The sequence below is a fragment of the Bacillus sp. NPDC094106 genome, assembly GCF_044764345.1.
GTDB lineage: Bacteria > Bacillota > Bacilli > Bacillales > Bacillaceae_G > Bacillus_A.
In genome coordinates this window covers 12932-30388 of the sequence record NZ_JBIWHY010000003.1, presented here as the reverse complement: position 1 = coordinate 30388, position 17457 = coordinate 12932, and the positions used below count along the sequence as shown (strand labels likewise).

The 17457-nt window shown below is 33.7% G+C and carries 13 protein-coding genes; 10 read left to right on the top strand and 3 right to left on the bottom strand.

Annotated elements, in window-relative coordinates:
- Window positions 1–5: 5 nt before the first annotated feature.
- On the bottom strand, window positions 6–710 hold the full coding sequence (locus ACIQ7L_RS05005; RefSeq protein ID WP_400567186.1) for a response regulator transcription factor: 705 nt from the start codon (window positions 708–710) through the stop codon (window positions 6–8).
- Between the two features lie 142 nt (window positions 711–852).
- On the opposite strand from ACIQ7L_RS05005, the gene ACIQ7L_RS05000 reads away from it, so the two are divergent.
- Window positions 853–1683, top strand: a complete 831-nt coding sequence (locus ACIQ7L_RS05000; RefSeq protein WP_400567184.1) for a CPBP family intramembrane glutamic endopeptidase — start codon at window positions 853–855, stop codon at window positions 1681–1683.
- A gap of 530 nt (window positions 1684–2213) precedes the next feature.
- A complete protein-coding gene (locus tag ACIQ7L_RS04995) occupies window positions 2214–2513 on the top strand; it encodes a hypothetical protein (protein ID WP_097897618.1) in 300 nt (99 codons plus the stop codon).
- Window positions 2514–2566: 53 nt separating this feature from the next.
- Here the strand turns inward: ACIQ7L_RS04995 and ACIQ7L_RS04990 are convergent, their stop codons facing one another.
- On the bottom strand, window positions 2567–3151 hold the full coding sequence (locus ACIQ7L_RS04990; protein ID WP_400567182.1) for an SCO family protein: 585 nt from the start codon (window positions 3149–3151) through the stop codon (window positions 2567–2569).
- Between the two features lie 157 nt (window positions 3152–3308).
- Here ACIQ7L_RS04990 and ACIQ7L_RS04985 point away from each other — a divergent pair, with 157 nt between their 5' ends.
- From ACIQ7L_RS04985 to ACIQ7L_RS04970, 4 genes are all read left to right on the top strand, one after another.
- Complete coding sequence (locus ACIQ7L_RS04985) at window positions 3309–4571, top strand: M48 family metallopeptidase (protein WP_400567180.1); 1263 nt, start codon at window positions 3309–3311, stop codon at window positions 4569–4571.
- 143 nt (window positions 4572–4714) lie between these two features.
- Window positions 4715–6442, top strand: coding sequence for a methyl-accepting chemotaxis protein (locus ACIQ7L_RS04980; protein ID WP_400567178.1), 1728 nt, complete (start codon window positions 4715–4717; stop codon window positions 6440–6442).
- A 463-nt stretch (window positions 6443–6905) separates the two neighbouring features.
- Window positions 6906–7796, top strand: coding sequence for a DMT family transporter (locus ACIQ7L_RS04975; protein ID WP_400567666.1), 891 nt, complete (start codon window positions 6906–6908; stop codon window positions 7794–7796).
- 129 nt (window positions 7797–7925) lie between these two features.
- Window positions 7926–8603, top strand: a complete 678-nt coding sequence (locus ACIQ7L_RS04970; RefSeq protein WP_400567176.1) for an S-layer homology domain-containing protein — start codon at window positions 7926–7928, stop codon at window positions 8601–8603.
- 263 nt (window positions 8604–8866) lie between these two features.
- On the opposite strand, the gene ACIQ7L_RS04965 is transcribed toward ACIQ7L_RS04970, so the two are convergent.
- Window positions 8867–10585, bottom strand: a complete 1719-nt coding sequence (locus ACIQ7L_RS04965) for a methyl-accepting chemotaxis protein (RefSeq protein ID WP_400567174.1) — start codon at window positions 10583–10585, stop codon at window positions 8867–8869.
- A 1129-nt stretch (window positions 10586–11714) separates the two neighbouring features.
- Between ACIQ7L_RS04965 and ACIQ7L_RS04960 the strand changes: the two genes are divergently transcribed.
- The 4 genes from ACIQ7L_RS04960 to ACIQ7L_RS04945 all read left to right on the top strand — a co-directional run bounded on the left by ACIQ7L_RS04960 (window position 11715) and on the right by ACIQ7L_RS04945 (window position 17258).
- Window positions 11715–11963, top strand: a complete 249-nt coding sequence (locus ACIQ7L_RS04960; RefSeq protein WP_400567172.1) for a CRISPR-associated protein Cas2 — start codon at window positions 11715–11717, stop codon at window positions 11961–11963.
- Window positions 11964–12319: 356 nt separating this feature from the next.
- A complete protein-coding gene (locus tag ACIQ7L_RS04955; RefSeq protein ID WP_400567171.1) occupies window positions 12320–12700 on the top strand; it encodes a hypothetical protein in 381 nt (126 codons plus the stop codon).
- Window positions 12701–14071: 1371 nt separating this feature from the next.
- On the top strand, window positions 14072–15892 hold the full coding sequence (locus ACIQ7L_RS04950; protein WP_400567169.1) for an acyltransferase family protein: 1821 nt from the start codon (window positions 14072–14074) through the stop codon (window positions 15890–15892).
- Window positions 15893–16670: 778 nt separating this feature from the next.
- Window positions 16671–17258 carry a hypothetical protein gene (locus ACIQ7L_RS04945; protein ID WP_400567167.1) on the top strand — a complete coding sequence of 196 codons (588 nt, stop codon included), beginning with the start codon at window positions 16671–16673 and terminating at the stop codon, window positions 17256–17258.
- Window positions 17259–17457: the final 199 nt, after the last annotated feature.

The window sequence follows — 17457 nt, the reverse complement described above, 5'->3', positions numbered from 1 at the left end:
ACTACCTACTTTGCAACGAATTTATAGCCAAGACCACGGACGGTTTTTATGTACTGTGGATTACTTGGATCTAGCTCGATTTTTTCACGCAGCTTTCGGATATGGACCATAACTGTATTATCATCCCCATCGTAGGCAGGAGCACCCCAAACCTTTTCGTATATTTCTTCTTTGGAAAATACGTAATTAGGATGTTCACAAAAAAAGAGTAGCAGCTGAAAAAGCTGAGCTGAACATTCAACGATTTTCCCATCGACTTGTAATTCTGCTGCATGTTTATCGACTTGAAATCTTCCGAATGAATTAAAATATTTTTCTTTCACAGGTTTTGTAGTTTGTTTCATATGTCTTCGAAGTTGTGCTTTCATACGAGCAACAACCTCTAATGGATTGAATGGCTTTGTAATATAGTCATCTGCACCGTATAAGAATCCAGATACTTTATCTAAATCAGATGTTTTTGCTGTTAAGAAAAAGATTGGACAATCCGTTTTTTTGCGAATAATCGGACAAATATCGAAACCAGATTGCCCAGGAAGCATTACATCTAGAATCATTAGATCATAATGATTTTGCTCAACAAGCAATAAAGCCTCTTCAGCGGATGTAGCAGTTGTAATATGAGAAAATCCTTCTTTTTGTAGAATAGTAGTTAATAGTTGCAAAATTGCTGTTTCGTCATCGACAAGTAAAATATTTGCATGATACAAAATAAAATCCCCCCCTATTTTCACCGAATATCATAACATTTTCTTGTAACTTATGGAATTTTTAAGGAAATTTTAAGATTTTCTTACTTAGAAATTAAGATTGAGATGATATGATTAAAGTAACGTAGGGGAGGAGAAGAGTGTGAATCCGTTTCATTCGATGCGAGCTAGATATTTTTTGATTGTATTTGCACTACTTATTTGTATAGAACATAATAGTAAGCAATTGCTAGAAAATACTTTTCATCTACCAATTTCTTTCGTTACAAGTCTACTTGTATTTTACATACTTCCATCCATTTGGCTATGGTATGAATATAGAAGGTATCATGTTCCATTTACTTCATTTATTAATAAAAGAGGTTCATTTAACTTGTTACAAGTTTTCATGATTACAGCTATGTTATGCCTTTTTAGTTATGGATACCTTATTTTGTATATGTATAGCTTCGCGTGGATTACACCGGATTTTATAATGAATACGTTGTATGAGCCTGTCATAGGCCATACAGGGGGATACATCTATCAATTTGTAATGATTGTATTCGTAGCTCCTATTATAGGTGAATTTGTGTTTAGGGGATTTCTGTTTCAACGCTTTGCAGCGAAATGGGGTACAGGAAAAGGGATGATAGGTGTAGCTCTTCTTTTTGGATGTTTGCACGTTGAGTTTCTTAGTGCTGCTGTGTTTAGTATCGTATTGTCAATTGTATATATTCGTTCAAAAAGCTTACTTATGCCAATTAGCATCCACATGCTAAATAATGCGACTGTACTTATTACATCTTTTATCGTTAGTAAAGAAAGGATGATAAGTTTTGCAGAGTTTTCCAATCATACTACATTCGTTACAGGGCTTATTATTTTTATGATTGGATTAAATTTAGTACTCATCTTTTTGTTTATCAATCGCCGTTATATGAGTAAAGATGCACCGATAATATATACAAGCAAAGTGAGAGAGATCTGGTAATGATTTATATATACATCCATTAAAAACCGACATAAACTCCCTCTTTTTAGATGGGAGAGAGCATCTGGCCATGCATAGAAGCGGTCAGGGCCTTTTTCAGCCACATGCGAAGTAAAAACAGAACGAGCAAACGAGTGTAGGTTACTTTATATTCTGCATAGCAGGAATGTAGATGACGAAAAATGAAAATGGATTTATATATATACATCCATTAAAAAACCAACATAAACCCCCTCTTTTTAGATGGGCGAGAGCATCTGGCCATGCATAGAAGCGGTCAGGGCCTTTTTCTGCCACATGCGAGGTAAAAACAGAACGAGTAAACGAGTGTAGGTTACTTTTTGTTCTGCATAACAGGGAGTTAGATGTCGAAAAATGAAAATGGATTTATATAGTTTTTTCATTTTAATAGTGACATGTATATTTTAGATGAGTAGTAGAGATGAGTTTATTAGAAAATACTGAAAAATTATAAAAATCACATTAATGATAAATAACGGAAAAATATAGAAAGGAATGTGAAGGATTATATGAATGAAATACTACCATCAAATAAGTTATTTTATTTGATTATGGTTAGCATAATTATAATTACGACAGTGAATGTTGCTCTTCGCTGGGATGAGGCCTATTTTTTTGTTTATTTAGCACTTCATTTGCTAGGCCTATTATGTATTGGCGGTGGCATTGTAGTTGAAAAAAGAAGTGAGGATGGCATTAATTATATATGTGTGCTCGGTCTTGTACTCCTTTTAACTGTACAAGGAATTATGAAATATAGTTCACTTTCCTTTCAGGACTTCAGTTTTATTGTGGACATGATACCGTAGAGATACGATCTTAAACAGAAATGTAAAAAACTCTTCGCGCCTAGAAGAGTTTTTTACATTGCCTTTTTAATTTTTTCAAGCACTTTTTCACTATTAAACCCACGTTCTCCCATACCAAATACTTCAATTAATCGATCGTTTTCATCAAGTAAATAAGAGTTAGAAGTATGAATATAAAGCCCGCTTCCAGGGTCGCGGTATTGAAAGTTAAATGTATCTGCTAGTTTTTTCGTTTCATCTACATCGCCGCGTAGTAAGTGCCAACCTTTTGTTTTTTTCATTTCAAAGGTGTTCGAATATGTAGTTAATACCTCTTTTGTATCAAATTTGGGGTCAATTGTAATTGTAATAAATTCAATCTTTTTCCCGAAGAGATTTTCTTTTTCTAACTCATCACGTAAATGTTTCATTTTGTATGTAGTGACTGGACAAATGTCGGGACATTTTGTGTATATAAATTCTACAAGTTTTAATTTTTTAGGTAAGTTATCGAAAGAGACGGTAGAGCCATTTATATCTTCCATAACGATGCCGCGGGGTATTTCAGCTGAAGCTTTACGATAGTCTGTAAAATAATAAATGCCAATACTAATTACAATGATTAAACCTAATGTAAAAGTTACATAAATTTTTTTCATCTTCTAATCGCCTCCCAAATTTATTTTATAAGAAAAATCAGAAAATTAACGAAAAGAGATTGAAAGTTCCATGACAATTCTCTGTATTAGCTTGTTCTATTTTAGAAGGTATGAACCTACAATAATAATAGACAGGCAGCATAGAGGAGGGAATACCGTGAGGAAAGTGATTGGTTGGTCGCTTTTTTTGTACGTTGGTTTTGCGTTCTTTATATATTGGTATTTATTTGGATGGAATCATGAGATCATTCCGGATATGTATAAAGGAACGAGTGCTGATCCGCAAACATTTATGAATGCGAAGGAGCTTACACTAAGTCAAAATTACTCGCAGGTGAAAAATTTACTCTTTTTTTTAGCAACGCCTCTAGAATGGATTATTTTATTGTTTGTTCTTGTTTTAGGTGTATCAAAGCGTTTTGAAAAATGGTCAAAGGATACGACAAAAGTACGGGTTTTGCAGATTGCGATTTATTTATTTTACTTATCACTACTTACAACAGCTCTTTCATTACCGATGCAGTGGATTGGACATAAAGTATCGATTGATTACGGGATTTCAACGCAGACAACACCGAGCTGGATAAAAGATCATGTCATTGATTTCTGGGTAAATTACGTAATCATGCTGCTTATTGTTTCGGTTCTGTTATGGCTGATTCGAAAGTTTCCTAAGAGATGGTGGTTAGCTGGATGGGCGCTATCTGTACCGTTTACGATTTTTTTAACGTTCGTGCAGCCGGTTTTAATTGATCCGCTCTACCACGACTTCTCTACGCTGAAAAATAAAGAATTAGAAACGAAAATTTTAGCACTTGCAGATCAAGCGGATATTCCAGCTGAACACGTATATGAAGTAAACATGTCGGAAAAAACGAACGCGTTAAATGCGTATGTAACAGGAATTGGCCGTAATACTCGCATTGTAATGTGGGATACAACACTTCAACAATTAAAAGATAAAGAGATTTTATTTATAATGGCTCATGAAATAGGACATTATGTGATGAAACATATATATTGGGGCGTAGCAAGTTATATCGTTTTAACCTTTGTGGGCATGTATCTCATTAGTCGTATTATCAATATGTGCCTCAGGAAATGGGGAGATACATTACAAATATCCAAGTTAGCATGTTTCTCTATCATTCCTTTGTTTTTTCTCATTTCTTCTATATTATCTTTTGCGGTAAGTCCGGCATCAAACTATGTATCTCGTATAGAAGAACGTGCGGCTGATCAATATGCATTAAACATGACGAAAGATGGAAAGTCAGGTGTGAAAACATTTCAATATTTATCGAAAACAAGCTTAAGCCAAGTGAATCCACCTGCATTAGTAAAATTCTTCTTATATACGCATCCGCCAATTTTTGAAAGAATTCACACATTTGAAGAATATGAGAAACAACAAAAATGAGAAGCAGCAATTGTGCTGCTTCTTTATTTATGGTAATAAAAGTTTACTTCTGGTAATATTTCTCATTGATTTTTATGCTGATTTTGTAAATAATAAACTATAAAATTTAAAAAATCTATATATAGAGAGATAGAGGTGAAGTTGTGGGATATTTAAAAAATTTAAAGGTGAAATATAAATTATTAACACTTATTTCCTTGGCTGTTTTAGGCTTAATCATGACGAGTTGGTTAGCTATCAATTCTATGAAACAAATAAAACATGATACAGAGGTTGTTGTGGATGACTATCAATATTCCGCTGTTTTATTGGAAAGTATGCTTCGTACACAAAATTCATTGGAATATAATTTATTAGAATTCATAACAACTTCACAAGAGCAGAGTGAGAAAAGAAAAGAGAGTATTACAAATATTGAAAAAGATCTTAAGGAATATGCATCTTTATTGAAAGAATATGATGATGGTTTTAATTTGAGTAAACAAGAAGATGAATTGTTTCAAAGAATGAAAAAGGTTTTACCAGATTATATGGATACATATAAAAATTTGTTTGGGAAAGCAAGAGTAACAAATGACTCTCAAATGATAAATGAATTTCAAAAAGAATTAAAACCAAAAGGAGTCGAGCTAGCGGGTCATACGATAGATTTAGAGAAATATGTTTCTGATTTAGCTGATAAAGTATTTAATGATTCCAAAAAAATGATTGAACGCTCAATTACTACTTTTATTATAATTGTGGCAGCTAGTATCATTTTTATTTGTATATTAAGTTATATCATTAGTAAGTTGATAGTCAGTCCTTTGCAAACTGTAAGTAGTATGATGGGAAGAGCAAAAGAGGGAGACTTAACTGTATACGGGGATTATAAAGCAAAAGATGAATTAGGTGTATTAGTAAAAGATTTTAATGAAATGATTGCGGGATTAAGGGGAAATATGCAAGAAGTTGAAAATAATATTCAACTTTTATCCCATCATGCGGATGAAGTAGTTTCTGCATCAGAAACATCAAATCATGCAGCTAAGCAAATTACAATAGATATTAAAGAGGTTGCAAGTGGCGCTGATAGTCAAAAGAAAGCAACTGAGCAAACTGCATGTGCGATGGAAGAATTAACGCATGAAATGCAGGGGATCGTTGATACATCTGCGTCAGTAAATGAGCTATCTTCTCATTCTGCATTAGACGCAGAGACAGGAAACAAACTAATGAAACAAATGATTAAACAAATGGATACGATTCAAGGATCCGTGCAAATGGGTGTTAGACAAGTAGGGGATATGAAAGAACAATCAGAAGAGATTGTGAAAATTATTGATGTCATACAGGGAATTACATCGCAAATTAATTTACTAGCATTAAATGCTGCAATTGAGGCAGCTCGTGCGGGGGAAAGCGGAAGAGGATTTGCTATTGTTGCAGATGAAGTAAGAAAGTTAGCAGAGCAATCCAGTGATTCTGCAAAACAAATCGAACAACTTGTTGCTCAGGTAATGGAAGCAACGAATCATACAGTAGACATGATGGGGAAAGTAGACCATGAGGTACAACAAGGCACAAAAGTAGTGATGCGTACGGAAGAAGTATTTGGGAAAATTACGGAAAACGTTCAGCAAGTATCTGCTCAAATTCAAACTGTATCTATGTCTACGGATGAAATGGCTGCGAGCAGTGAGGAAATTTCTGCTTCTGCAGAAGAAATGGCACACATTGCACAAAGATCATCTGATCGCACCGATGCGGTAAAAGAATCTATTCGTCAGCAGGAAGAGTCCGTTCAAACGATTTCTGTTGCAATCGAACAACTTCACAGTATAGCAGGTGGATTGAAAAAGATTGTTTCTCAATTTACACTTCAAAAATAGAGGTATGGTAGGAGTCAAATAATCTGCAAAAGAAGCTTAATAATGTGAAAAATACAATCATGTATAAAAGAGACATGTTAAGATGTGATAAACCTTCACATTTTAATATGTCTTTTATTCTATTTTTTTACAGATCATTGTTTATAATATATAATTGAATTTATTGTTTTTAGAATATTTAGTTTATAAAGGGCGGCTTTATATATAAGAATACCCATATAAATCCATTTTCATTTTTCGACATCTACATTCCTGCTATGCAGAACAAAAAGTAACCTACACTCGTTTGCTCTTTCTGTTTTTACTTCGTATGTGGCTGAAAAAGGCACTGACCGTTTCTATGTATGGCCAGATGCTCTCTCCCACCTAAAAAGAGAAGGGGTGTCGGTTTTTTAATTGATGTATATATAGCAAAATTCAAAGGAGGTTATATGCATTGTTTCCAAAGAATCAAACAAAATCGATGCCAGCTATAAAAATGATACTATCTATGTCTATTTTTGGCTCAATTGGATTTTTCTCAGTTAGAACCGGTTTGCCGTCTTTTGAATTAGTATTTGTACGCTGCATTTGTGCCACGGTATTTTTAACTTTATGCTGGCTTGTAACAGGGAAGTTTAAAGAGGAAAAATGGAATCGAAAAGAAATATTGCAAATATTAGCTTGTGGTGTATTCCTTGTTTTTAACTGGGTGTTTTTATTTAAAGCTTTTGAAGTAATGTCCATAACGATTGCAATTTCTGTATATCACCTTGCGCCAATTCTTGTATTACTAATTGGCAGTGTAGTATTTAAAGAGAAACTAACAATATTATCTATTATTTCAATCGTCATTTGTTTTATTGGTACTGTTTTAGTAGCGGGAGTGGATGGAAGTATTTCTTTAGAGAAATTGATGTCATCTGGGATGATTTGGGCGCTTCTTGCCGCATTGTTTTATGCATTTACGACTTTATTAGGGAAAGGAATTAAGCAGACTAGCGCGTATGCAATGACATTTTTGCAAACGTTTTTAGGAATCTTTCTTTTATTGCCATTTGTAGACTTTGGGGAATTTCAAGGATTAACAGAAAGTAATTGGATTGCAATTACAGCAACAGGACTCATCCATACAGGGTTTGTTTATTATTTATTTTTCGACAGTTTAAGAGATTTGCCAACAAGGCTTATTTCCGTATTAGTCTTTTTAGATCCAGGTGTAGCAATTTTACTGGACACAGTATTTACTGGATTCCGGCCGACTACAGTGCAGATTGTAGGGATTATTCTTATCTTCGCGGGAATGGCGTTTACTTTTCGGAAATCAGAAACGGAAACGGTGCAATGGGAAGAAAAGGTTCATTCTAAGGCGTGAGGTACAAACCTTGTAATGAATACACTTCAAAAAAATGTCATATGTAATGTGGAAAATATATTGTTCCATTTTTGGTTTTTTTATACAATTAATATGTACATAAATGAAGGGGAAGGGTGGACGAATGAAATGAAGAAACAGTTAGTAAAAGTGATTACGTCTCTTACTTTAATGGGCGGGGTATTTGTAGGTGCAAATAGCGTTTCTGCAAACACTAATGAGACTCCACCAGTTGGACCGGATATCATTCTTACATTTAATGATTTACCAAAAGATCATTGGGCATATGAGGAAATTACGTCTTTAGTTTACCATAGAATTATGTATGGTTATGGAAATGGAAAGTTTGGTGTAGGAGATAATGTAACACGTGAACAAGCAGCAGCGGTACTTTATCGTGCGCTTGGCCTGAAACAGCGCGCAGATTTAGAAAATCCATATGAAGACATCGATGGAAGTTCAACAATGTTTCCATACGAAATTTTACAATTAACAGATCTTGGTATTTTTAAAGGGGATGAAAATGGAAAATTCCGTCCAAAGGCACCGTTAACTCGTGCAGAAATGGCACAAATTCTTACAAGAACATTTGAATTTGAAGTGAAACAAAAGCATACGTTTACAGATGTGCCGGAAGATTTTTGGGCAAAAGATGCAATTAGTGCCTTACAATCTAATAACGTTGTGGTAGGAACTGGTGATGGGAAGTATGAACCACAAATGTTTGTAACTCGTGATCAGTATGCGAAGTTTTTATATAACGCACTACTAAGCTACTATTCACAAGATGAAGTAGCTAAGCAATAAACACTATTATATATACATCAATTAAAAAACCGACATAAAACTCCTCTTTTTAGGTGAAGAGAGGATCTGGCCATGCGGAGTAAAAACAGAACGAGCAAACGAGTGGAGGTTACTTTTTATTCTGCATAGCAGGGATTTAGATGCCGAAAAATGGAAATGGATTTATATAGAATTACGATTGAGATTCAGTTAAGAGAAAAAAGCGCAGATGTATCATATTTGCGCTTTTTTTGTTCATAAAGTGAAATTAAATTTATTGTTTTTTATTCTTTAATTTTAAATTGCGAAAGTAATCCTTCTAATTCTTCAATTTTTTTCTTTATTTGCATGGATTGATTTGTTATTTCTGTAATGGATGATGCTTGTGTTTGAATGGCTTGTACGGTTTGATTTGTATCTTCCGCTACTTTTATAGAAGTTTCTGATACTACTGATAGGGAAGCGTTAATTTCTTCCGTTCCAGCAGACATTTCTTCTGTCGTAGCTGATACTTCTTGAACTTGACGTGTTATCTTATGAATGTCTTGCATGATTGTTGAAAAGGCCTCGTCTGCTTCATTAGCAGCATTTCTTCCTTGTGTAGCTTCTTCGTGTCCTTTTCTCATGATTTGAACCGTATCTTTTGTATCTTGTTGGATGGATTTAATTAAATCATTAATTTCTTTTGCGGATTGCTTGGATTGTTCCGCTAAATCTCTCACTTCAGCTGCAACAACTGCAAACCCTTTTCCATTTTCTCCTGCACGTGCTGCTTCGATTGCAGCATTTAAAGCAAGCAAGTTTGTTTGTTCCGCAATATTCGTAATCGCATCTAAAGCTTTATCTATATGCTGTGTACGCATAATAAGACGTTCTATCACTGTAGATGTTTCTGCAACAACTGCATGTACATTATTCATTTGCGTAATAGATTCTTTGATTACTTTACTTCCGTTATTTACACGATCTGTTGTAGCAACAGATACTTCAGCAACAGTTGATGCTGATTCAGCTACTGTTTGAACGCCATTTGTTAGGTCACTCATTGCTGTTGAACTTTCATGAATACTAGTAACTTGTCCTTCTATTTGTTTGTTTACTTCATTAATGGTTTGAACAGCTTCGTTAGATATTTTAGATGCTTGTGTTGTATTCTGTAACATATTATCGGTAGAGGAAGTAACTTCGTGTGTCGTTACCTGTATTTTCTCAATTAATTGTTGTAAATTATCTAACATGTGATTAAAAGAAGTAACGATAGCTCCTAATTCATCATTTGCTTGATAGGAAGTACGTATGACTAAATTTCCATCAGCTACTTGTTTCATATCATGTTGTAATAAATCAATCGGACGTTTAATCGCGATTTTAATAATATATCCAATACATATAATAATTACAGTCGCAATAGCTGAAATAATAATAAACATCAGTATTGTAGTATGTGCATCGTTTGTATTATTTTTTTGTAATTTTTCTGCTTGATCACTATTATATTTCACAAGTTCTTGAATAGAATTAATAGCATTTTGCATAGCGGGCTCAGTGTTTTTTGAATAATAAGCATAAGCTTCTTCATTTTTATTGTTTACTGCTAAATTTTGTGCTTCTTTCATTTGAGTTCTAAATTCTTGAAAGTTTTTTTTGAAGTTTGCATATAATTGCTTTTCTTCTTGTGAGCTGATCTTAGACTCAAAGTTTTTTAATAACTCATCATTTTCTTTACGTAGTTCAGCTATATTATTTGATAGTTCTTTGTTTCTTTTTTCATCAGTTGTAAGCATGAGTTCCATAAAATTACTATTCCCGGCGTAGAAGTTCGATTCTAGAGCTTCTATCCAAAAAATTGGAAGTAACCTTTCGTCATACATACTTGCAGAAGCTTCACCTGTTTTCTTTAAAGCGATAACCCCTATAATGGATAAGAGAATACATGCAATACTAGCTGTAATCATTAATGTATTCAACTTCGTACCAATCTTACTGTTTTTTAGAACTGACATTCAACCACACTCCTCTTAAATCTTGATATTACGTTATATATCTTATAATAAAAGATGCCAAATAACGACATATTTTTTGAAAAATGTCGTTATTTGTTGTTTTTTGAAGAAATAAAATTAGTAAAGCTGTTAGTTGAGAAGGGAAGAACTGTAAGATATTTTGGATGTGGTGATATCGCAGTAATCGATTAAGAAAATATTAGTTTATCTCGCATAAACGGGCAGTAAGATCCCCGCCTCAAAATTCAGCAAAAGCAAAGAAGTTAGGTGAGGGATCGACTGCCCGTAAAAGCCCGATTGGTGAGGGCTAATAATCAGTGGGGGGATGAAGAAAACTCCCACTGATTAAAGTTTCACTTTATCAACTATATAAATACAAATGGATCGCAACAATATAAAGTTCGCAATTCAAGAGGACGAACTTTATATAGTACAGCAAGTGAACAATATGTAAAAAGCAAAAAGCCCCGGTACTCTACTAAATGCAGTAACGGGGTTTTTTGCTTTTGTTTAATAAGGCGACAATTTTCTAATCAAACATTTTAATTATACTTGTTATGACATTACGAATACAAAAATATCGAATTATAAAGATTTTATAATATAAATGCGCACCAATTTTAGTAACATTAAAAAATAATCGTTTTAAACACCCTATTTGTACTCTCTAATTTTGATGTTGTAAAGATATATAAATCCCCGCCCTGCTATGCAGAATAAAAAGTAACCTCCACTCGTTTGCTCGTTCTGTTTTTACTTCGCATGGCCAGATGCTCTCTCCCACCTAAAAAGAGGAATTTTATGTCGTTTTTTTAATTGGTGTATATATAGATTAATTAAATTGTTAAATAGTTAATGAAATTAAACTTAGCGTTATTTCCTACTTATTTTATCAGATAAGTTTATTAAAAAATAGACTGGTTTTAAAATTCTTTTAATGTAAATATTTATACATAGGGATTAATGAAAATAAAATGAGAATTTAGTTTTTTTGAATATTTTGCTTGCTAACAATAGATGTTGTTATGGTTATTAAGATAAGTACAGCTTGCTAAATATTTAAAAAGTATTTTTATGTCGTTTTATTGTCGAAAATTGTAGAAAATTTTTATTGGAATGAGGTGTAATTATGAGTAATTTAAAAATTATTACTTACGTTTTAAAGAAGCCAGAAAGGTATTATGAAGACTTTATTAAAGCGATCAAAGAGTATGAAACATGTGCAAAAATCACAGAATTTACTTGGTTTGTTTCAACTTCTGATTCATGTATTAGGATTATGGATACTTTAAAGAAACACGTAGATTTTAATGATCGTTTGTTTGTAACTGAGATTTCTGGAGTTTCAGCTTGGCAAAATATTATTTGTAAAACTTAGTTTTTAAAGGTGTATTGTTAATTTATAGTTATTCACAATAATGGACTGAATTATATTTCCATAATATGACCTGTTTTACCATTTTAACCGAGAAGCTCCCTTCCTCTAAACGAAGTGAAGGTGGGGGTAGTTCAATATTGATTCAGTCCTGTGAGCTTAAATAAAGTGAAACTTCCATCAGTGAAAGCTTTTTATTTAAAGTTTCAGCAGCAGGTACTAACCAACTTTTAATTGATCAACAAAATGAAGATATTATGGACTCCCTTTCCATGATATGACCTCTTAGTAAGTCTTTTCATATAAATTTAAATACAAATATCACTCCTGTATTTGCAAACTCTTGGAGGTTTAATAAAATGAAACAAAAAAGCATAAATATAGCACTATCTCTCATACAATTATTTCTTTTAGTACTCACCCTATTTATATGTTCCTCAACCATGCGCTTTTTACCTTGGTTTGTTGAAGATGCTTTTGGTTGGTTCGGACTCTTCGTGACTGTTTCTTTATTATTAGTTCTAGGTGTAATTATGACATATTTAAAGAAGAGAAAAGGTCACTCTATAACAACTGCAAGACAAAGCGTACCTTTTATTACAGCAATTTTTTTGATAGGTATCATGTTTTTATATATGACAGATGCAACTGTTATAGCATCTCTTATCTTTAATTTTGTAATGGTTATCATAACGATTGTATTTTTATTACAAGATCTTTTCCGACCAAATAAAAATTAAGTATAGGCACAGAAGAATGTCAATTATATAAGTACAAATTGAAAAATCGACATAAAACTTTTCTTTTTAGGTGGGAGAGAGCATCCGGCCATGCCTAGAAGCGGTCAGATCCTTTTCCTGCCCCATGCCAAGTGAAAACAAAGAGAGCAAACGAGTGCATATCACTTTTTGTTCTTCATAGCAGTGACTTATATGCTGGAAAATTTAAATGGATATATATAGAAAAGACTAGTTAAGTTTAAGTATTAGTGTAGAAGAGTTCATAGATGATGAAATATTAAGTAGAATCATGTGTATAATTTTAAGGATTGTATCTTTTTATGACTCAGTAATTGGTACAATTAAGTGGATGAGCTGTATGTTAAAGTTTAAATCCTTTTGCGGTTTTGGTGCAAAAAATCAAGATCATTGAAACGAGTTGGTTATAACAGCTGAGATAATATGGTGTTAATTCGCGAAAAAAATGTCGAATTTATGTGAATTTTGTTGTTTTATTTTATTTTTAGTGATAAACTTGTCATTACAAAGAAAGAGTGAACACACATCCCTCAGCGATTTCAGTTTTCTGAAAATTTGTTTAGTTCGAACAGTTTTATTTGATTGACATGTTTGTGCATTTTCTATCTCCACTCTTTCTTTGTTTGACCCTACAGAAAAAAAAGACTTGTCATGATTCAAGTCTTTTTTTCTGTGAAAGTTGATATAATTGTCATTCTGGTGAAAAAAATCTATAAAACTTGAAGCGTTAAAGCTTTACGTGTATAAATATAAAAGAAGCATAATTGCTAAAGCACCTCGCTAAGGATGGGGGTGCTTTTCCTTTTCTATAAAATACAAGAATTTATTTTAATGAACGATATTCACCTATATAAATTCAAATTGAAAACCCGACATAACCCCTTTCTTTTTGGGGGGGAAAGAGGATCCGCCGATGCATAGAAGCGGTCAGATCCTCTTCCTATTCCATGCCAAGTGAAAACAAAAAGAGTGCAGGTCACTTTTTGTTCTTCATAGCCGCGACTTATATGCTGGAAAATTAAAATGAATATATATACAATTCGTTGCTGCCGTACCTATTATAAAAGGATGAAAAGACAAAAGGTATAAACTTGAAGATGAGCATTTTTCAGCAGATTTTTGGTATGATAGCTGTATGTAATATCGTAGGAGAAATTGATTTATAGAGAAGTTACAATTGAAGATAAAAAATTATGAAAGCAAGCAAAAGAAGTAGAAGAATCTCATAAAAATTATTATGAAACTTTAAAAAAAGAATAAAAACGACATGAAATCATTGATGATTGAAAAAGAACTTTATAGGAGAAGTAAAAGCAACAAAAACATCTAAGAGAAATATAGGGAGGATTGTGAATGCCCACACCATTAAATAAAAATAATCGTTATATGGTCGGATTAGATAGTCTAAGGGGCCTAGCTATACTAGGTGTTATGTTGTACCATATCAATTTTAAGTGGATGCCTGGAGGATTCTTAGGCGTTACTGTATTTTTTGTGCTTTCTGGTTATTTAATTACTGATATTCTTGCTATTGAGTGGAAGAAAAATAAGAGAATTGATTTGAAGAATTTCTGGTTGCGTAGGATAAGAAGGTTGATTCCAGGAATGATTGTCATGCTCATTATCGTTTTGGCATGGGTTACGATTTTTCATAGTTCTTTACTGGGGAAAATGCGGGAAGATTCGTTAGCAGCTGTATTCTATTTCAGTAACTGGTGGTATATTTTTCACAAAGTATCCTATTTTGATAACTTCGGCCAACTTTCTCCTTTGAATCATTTTTGGTCGTTAGCTGTTGAGGAGCAATTTTATGTGGTCTGGCCATTTATCATTAGTTTAGGATTTTACTACATAAAGAAACAATCACGTCTGGCACTATTTATTTTTCTAGGAGCTATTGCTTCAGCTATCGCAATGGCAATGATATATGAGCCAGGCGTAGATCCAAGTAGGGTTTATTATGGTACCGATACAAGAGCATTTTCCTTATTGATTGGTGCAGCACTCGCTTTCATTTGGCCGAGCAGTAGGCTTGCTAATAAAATTATTGCACCAGCACGTCTCGCTCTTGATGTAATTGGAGGAATTGCTCTTATTGTTATTCTTGTTATGTTTTGGAAAACGAATCAATATGATCCATTCCTTTACCGAGGGGGAATGTTCCTTTTATCAATTGCTACTGCTGTATTAGTAGCCAATCTTGCTCATCCAGCTAGCCGAATTGCTGTATTTTTGAGGTTTAAACCTTTACGTTGGATGGGTGTCCGCTCCTATGGGATATATCTTTGGCATTATCCGATTATCACATTGACGAGTCCGCAAGTTAGTACGGGAGAATTTCAAGTCACTAGGGCCATTTTTCAATTCTTTTTAATCCTGTTTGTGGCGCAACTTTCATGGAAGTTTATTGAAAATCCAATTCGTCAAGGTGCGTTGAAGAATATTCGTTTACAGAAATTGAGAGTAAGAAACTTAAAGTTCAGTAGTAAGCTAGCTTTAATATGTGCACTATTGCTTTTCTCAACAGCTAGCTTTGGTTTAGCAACAGCTGGAAAAGCAAAAGAGAATCCTAAGGAAAATAGGATAGAAGCGGTGCAAACGGAACAAAAAGAACAGGCGAAACAGCCAAGTATAGTTAAAGAGGAGCATGCTGATAAACCAGCTGAAAATAAAGAGGAAAAAGAAGAAGCTTCGGCACAAACGAAACAATCTCCAACCATTACAGCCATTGGCGACTCAATTATGATTGATATCTCTCCATATTTGAAAAATGCTTTTCCTAATGTCAATATTGACGCGAAGATTGGAAGGCAGATGTCTCAAGCGGTTGATACGGTAGAGAGAATGAAAAAAGAGGGTACTTTGGGGGATTATGTTATTATTGGATTGGGTACAAATGGAGCATTTACTACTGAACAAATAGAATCATTGATTCAGTTAATAGGTAATAAACATAAAGTTATATTGGTTAATACTAGAGTGCCGCGTCCGTGGGAATCGGTGGTTAATGAAAAATTAAAAGAAGTAGCATCGAAATTCTCTAATATTACACTAGTTGATTGGCATTCAGCAAGTGCTGGGAAACAAGCGTATTTTGAACCAGATGCAGTCCATTTGACGAAAGAAGGAGCGGAAGCATACACTTCACTTATAGTAAAGCATATTAAGAAGTAATTCGTCTTACTTCCGTTAAGTGAGCTATTATTTCTAGCTATCGCTGCAATACTCAAAAAAAGTAAACACACTGAATTCATATAAAAAGCCAATTTCCTACAAGGAAATTGGCTTTTTATATGAAACTTTCAAGTGCATAACAGCTAGGAAGTTCTTTGTATACCCATAGGGGCGATGAAGTGTTTATATAAATCCATTTTGATTTTCTAGCATATAAGTCGCAGTTATGAAGAACAAAAGGTGCCCGCTACTCATTTTCTCTCTTTGTTTTTATTTGGCATGAGGCAGGAAAAGGCCCTGCCCGCTTCTATGCATGGCCAGATACTCTCGTCCCCCTAAAAAGAAAGGGATTTATATATAAATCAATTTTAATGTTTCAACATCTAAATTCCTGCTATGCAGAATAAAAAGTAACCTAGACTCGTTTGCTCATTCTGTTCTTACTTCGTATGTGGTAGGAAAAGGCCCTGCCCGCTTCTATGCACGGCCAGATGCTCTCGTCCACTTAAAAAGAAAGATGTTTTTAGGTATATATCTCCATTTTGATTTTCCAACATATAAGTCGCGGCTATGAAGAACAAAAGGTGACTGCTACTTATTTTCTCTCTTTGTTTTTACTTGGCATGAGGCAGGAAAAGGCCCTGCCCGCTTCTATGCATGGCCAGATGCTCTCGTCCACCTAAAAAGAAAGATGTTTTTATGTAGTTAAGGAAAAGTTAAGAAACATGTTCGATAATGCTACTAGTAAGTTAATTAAGCATTTTAGGAGGAGATTTAAATGAAACTAAGATCAAGTTTAATTGCACCTGTTTTAGCAGCATCAATATTAGCTCCAGCAGCTGGAAGTGCAGCAACAGATCATTCCGATACATCTAACAAATCAGCTACACATGAAACATCAGAACATCAACATAAAGGTAACTATAAGAAGGAGTTTACGAATATCATTGATCAATATGCTTCTTCTGATTTGAAAAATAAACTTACACAAGATTTAGCAACACATAAAAATTTAGAGAAGCAATTGCACAAAACAGTGGGTTCTCAAAAACAAGAGGAACAAAAGAAAGCAGAGCGAAAAGCGTTTTACCAAGCTCATAAACAAGAAATTGATTCTATTAAACAACAAGTAAAAGATGGGAAATTAACAAAACAAGAAGCGCATAAGCAATTAGAAGCAGTATTCGGAAAACAAGAGGATCATGATAAAGGTAAAGAACAAGGTGAGCGTAGTATTCAGAAAGAATTGAAAGCGGCTGTTCAGAAGAAAGACAAAGCAGCTATTCAGGTTGCATTAGAAAAATTTGATCAACAATTACAAAGCTCTAATCAGAAATTACAGCAAGAAATGAATGCGAATAAATAAGATGTGAACAAAAAACTGTCTCTAAAAGGTCTTTATTTAACGACTTTTTGGGGCAGTTTTTTTGTTATCCATATTAGATAGCTGTGTTTATGCATAGGAAATCTATGGGAGATAGGGGTGTAATTTGATGAAAATTATCTTAGTAATAGCATACGTATAGAGAAAAGGTTTGTACAAAGTATGGTTATTTTGTCTATAT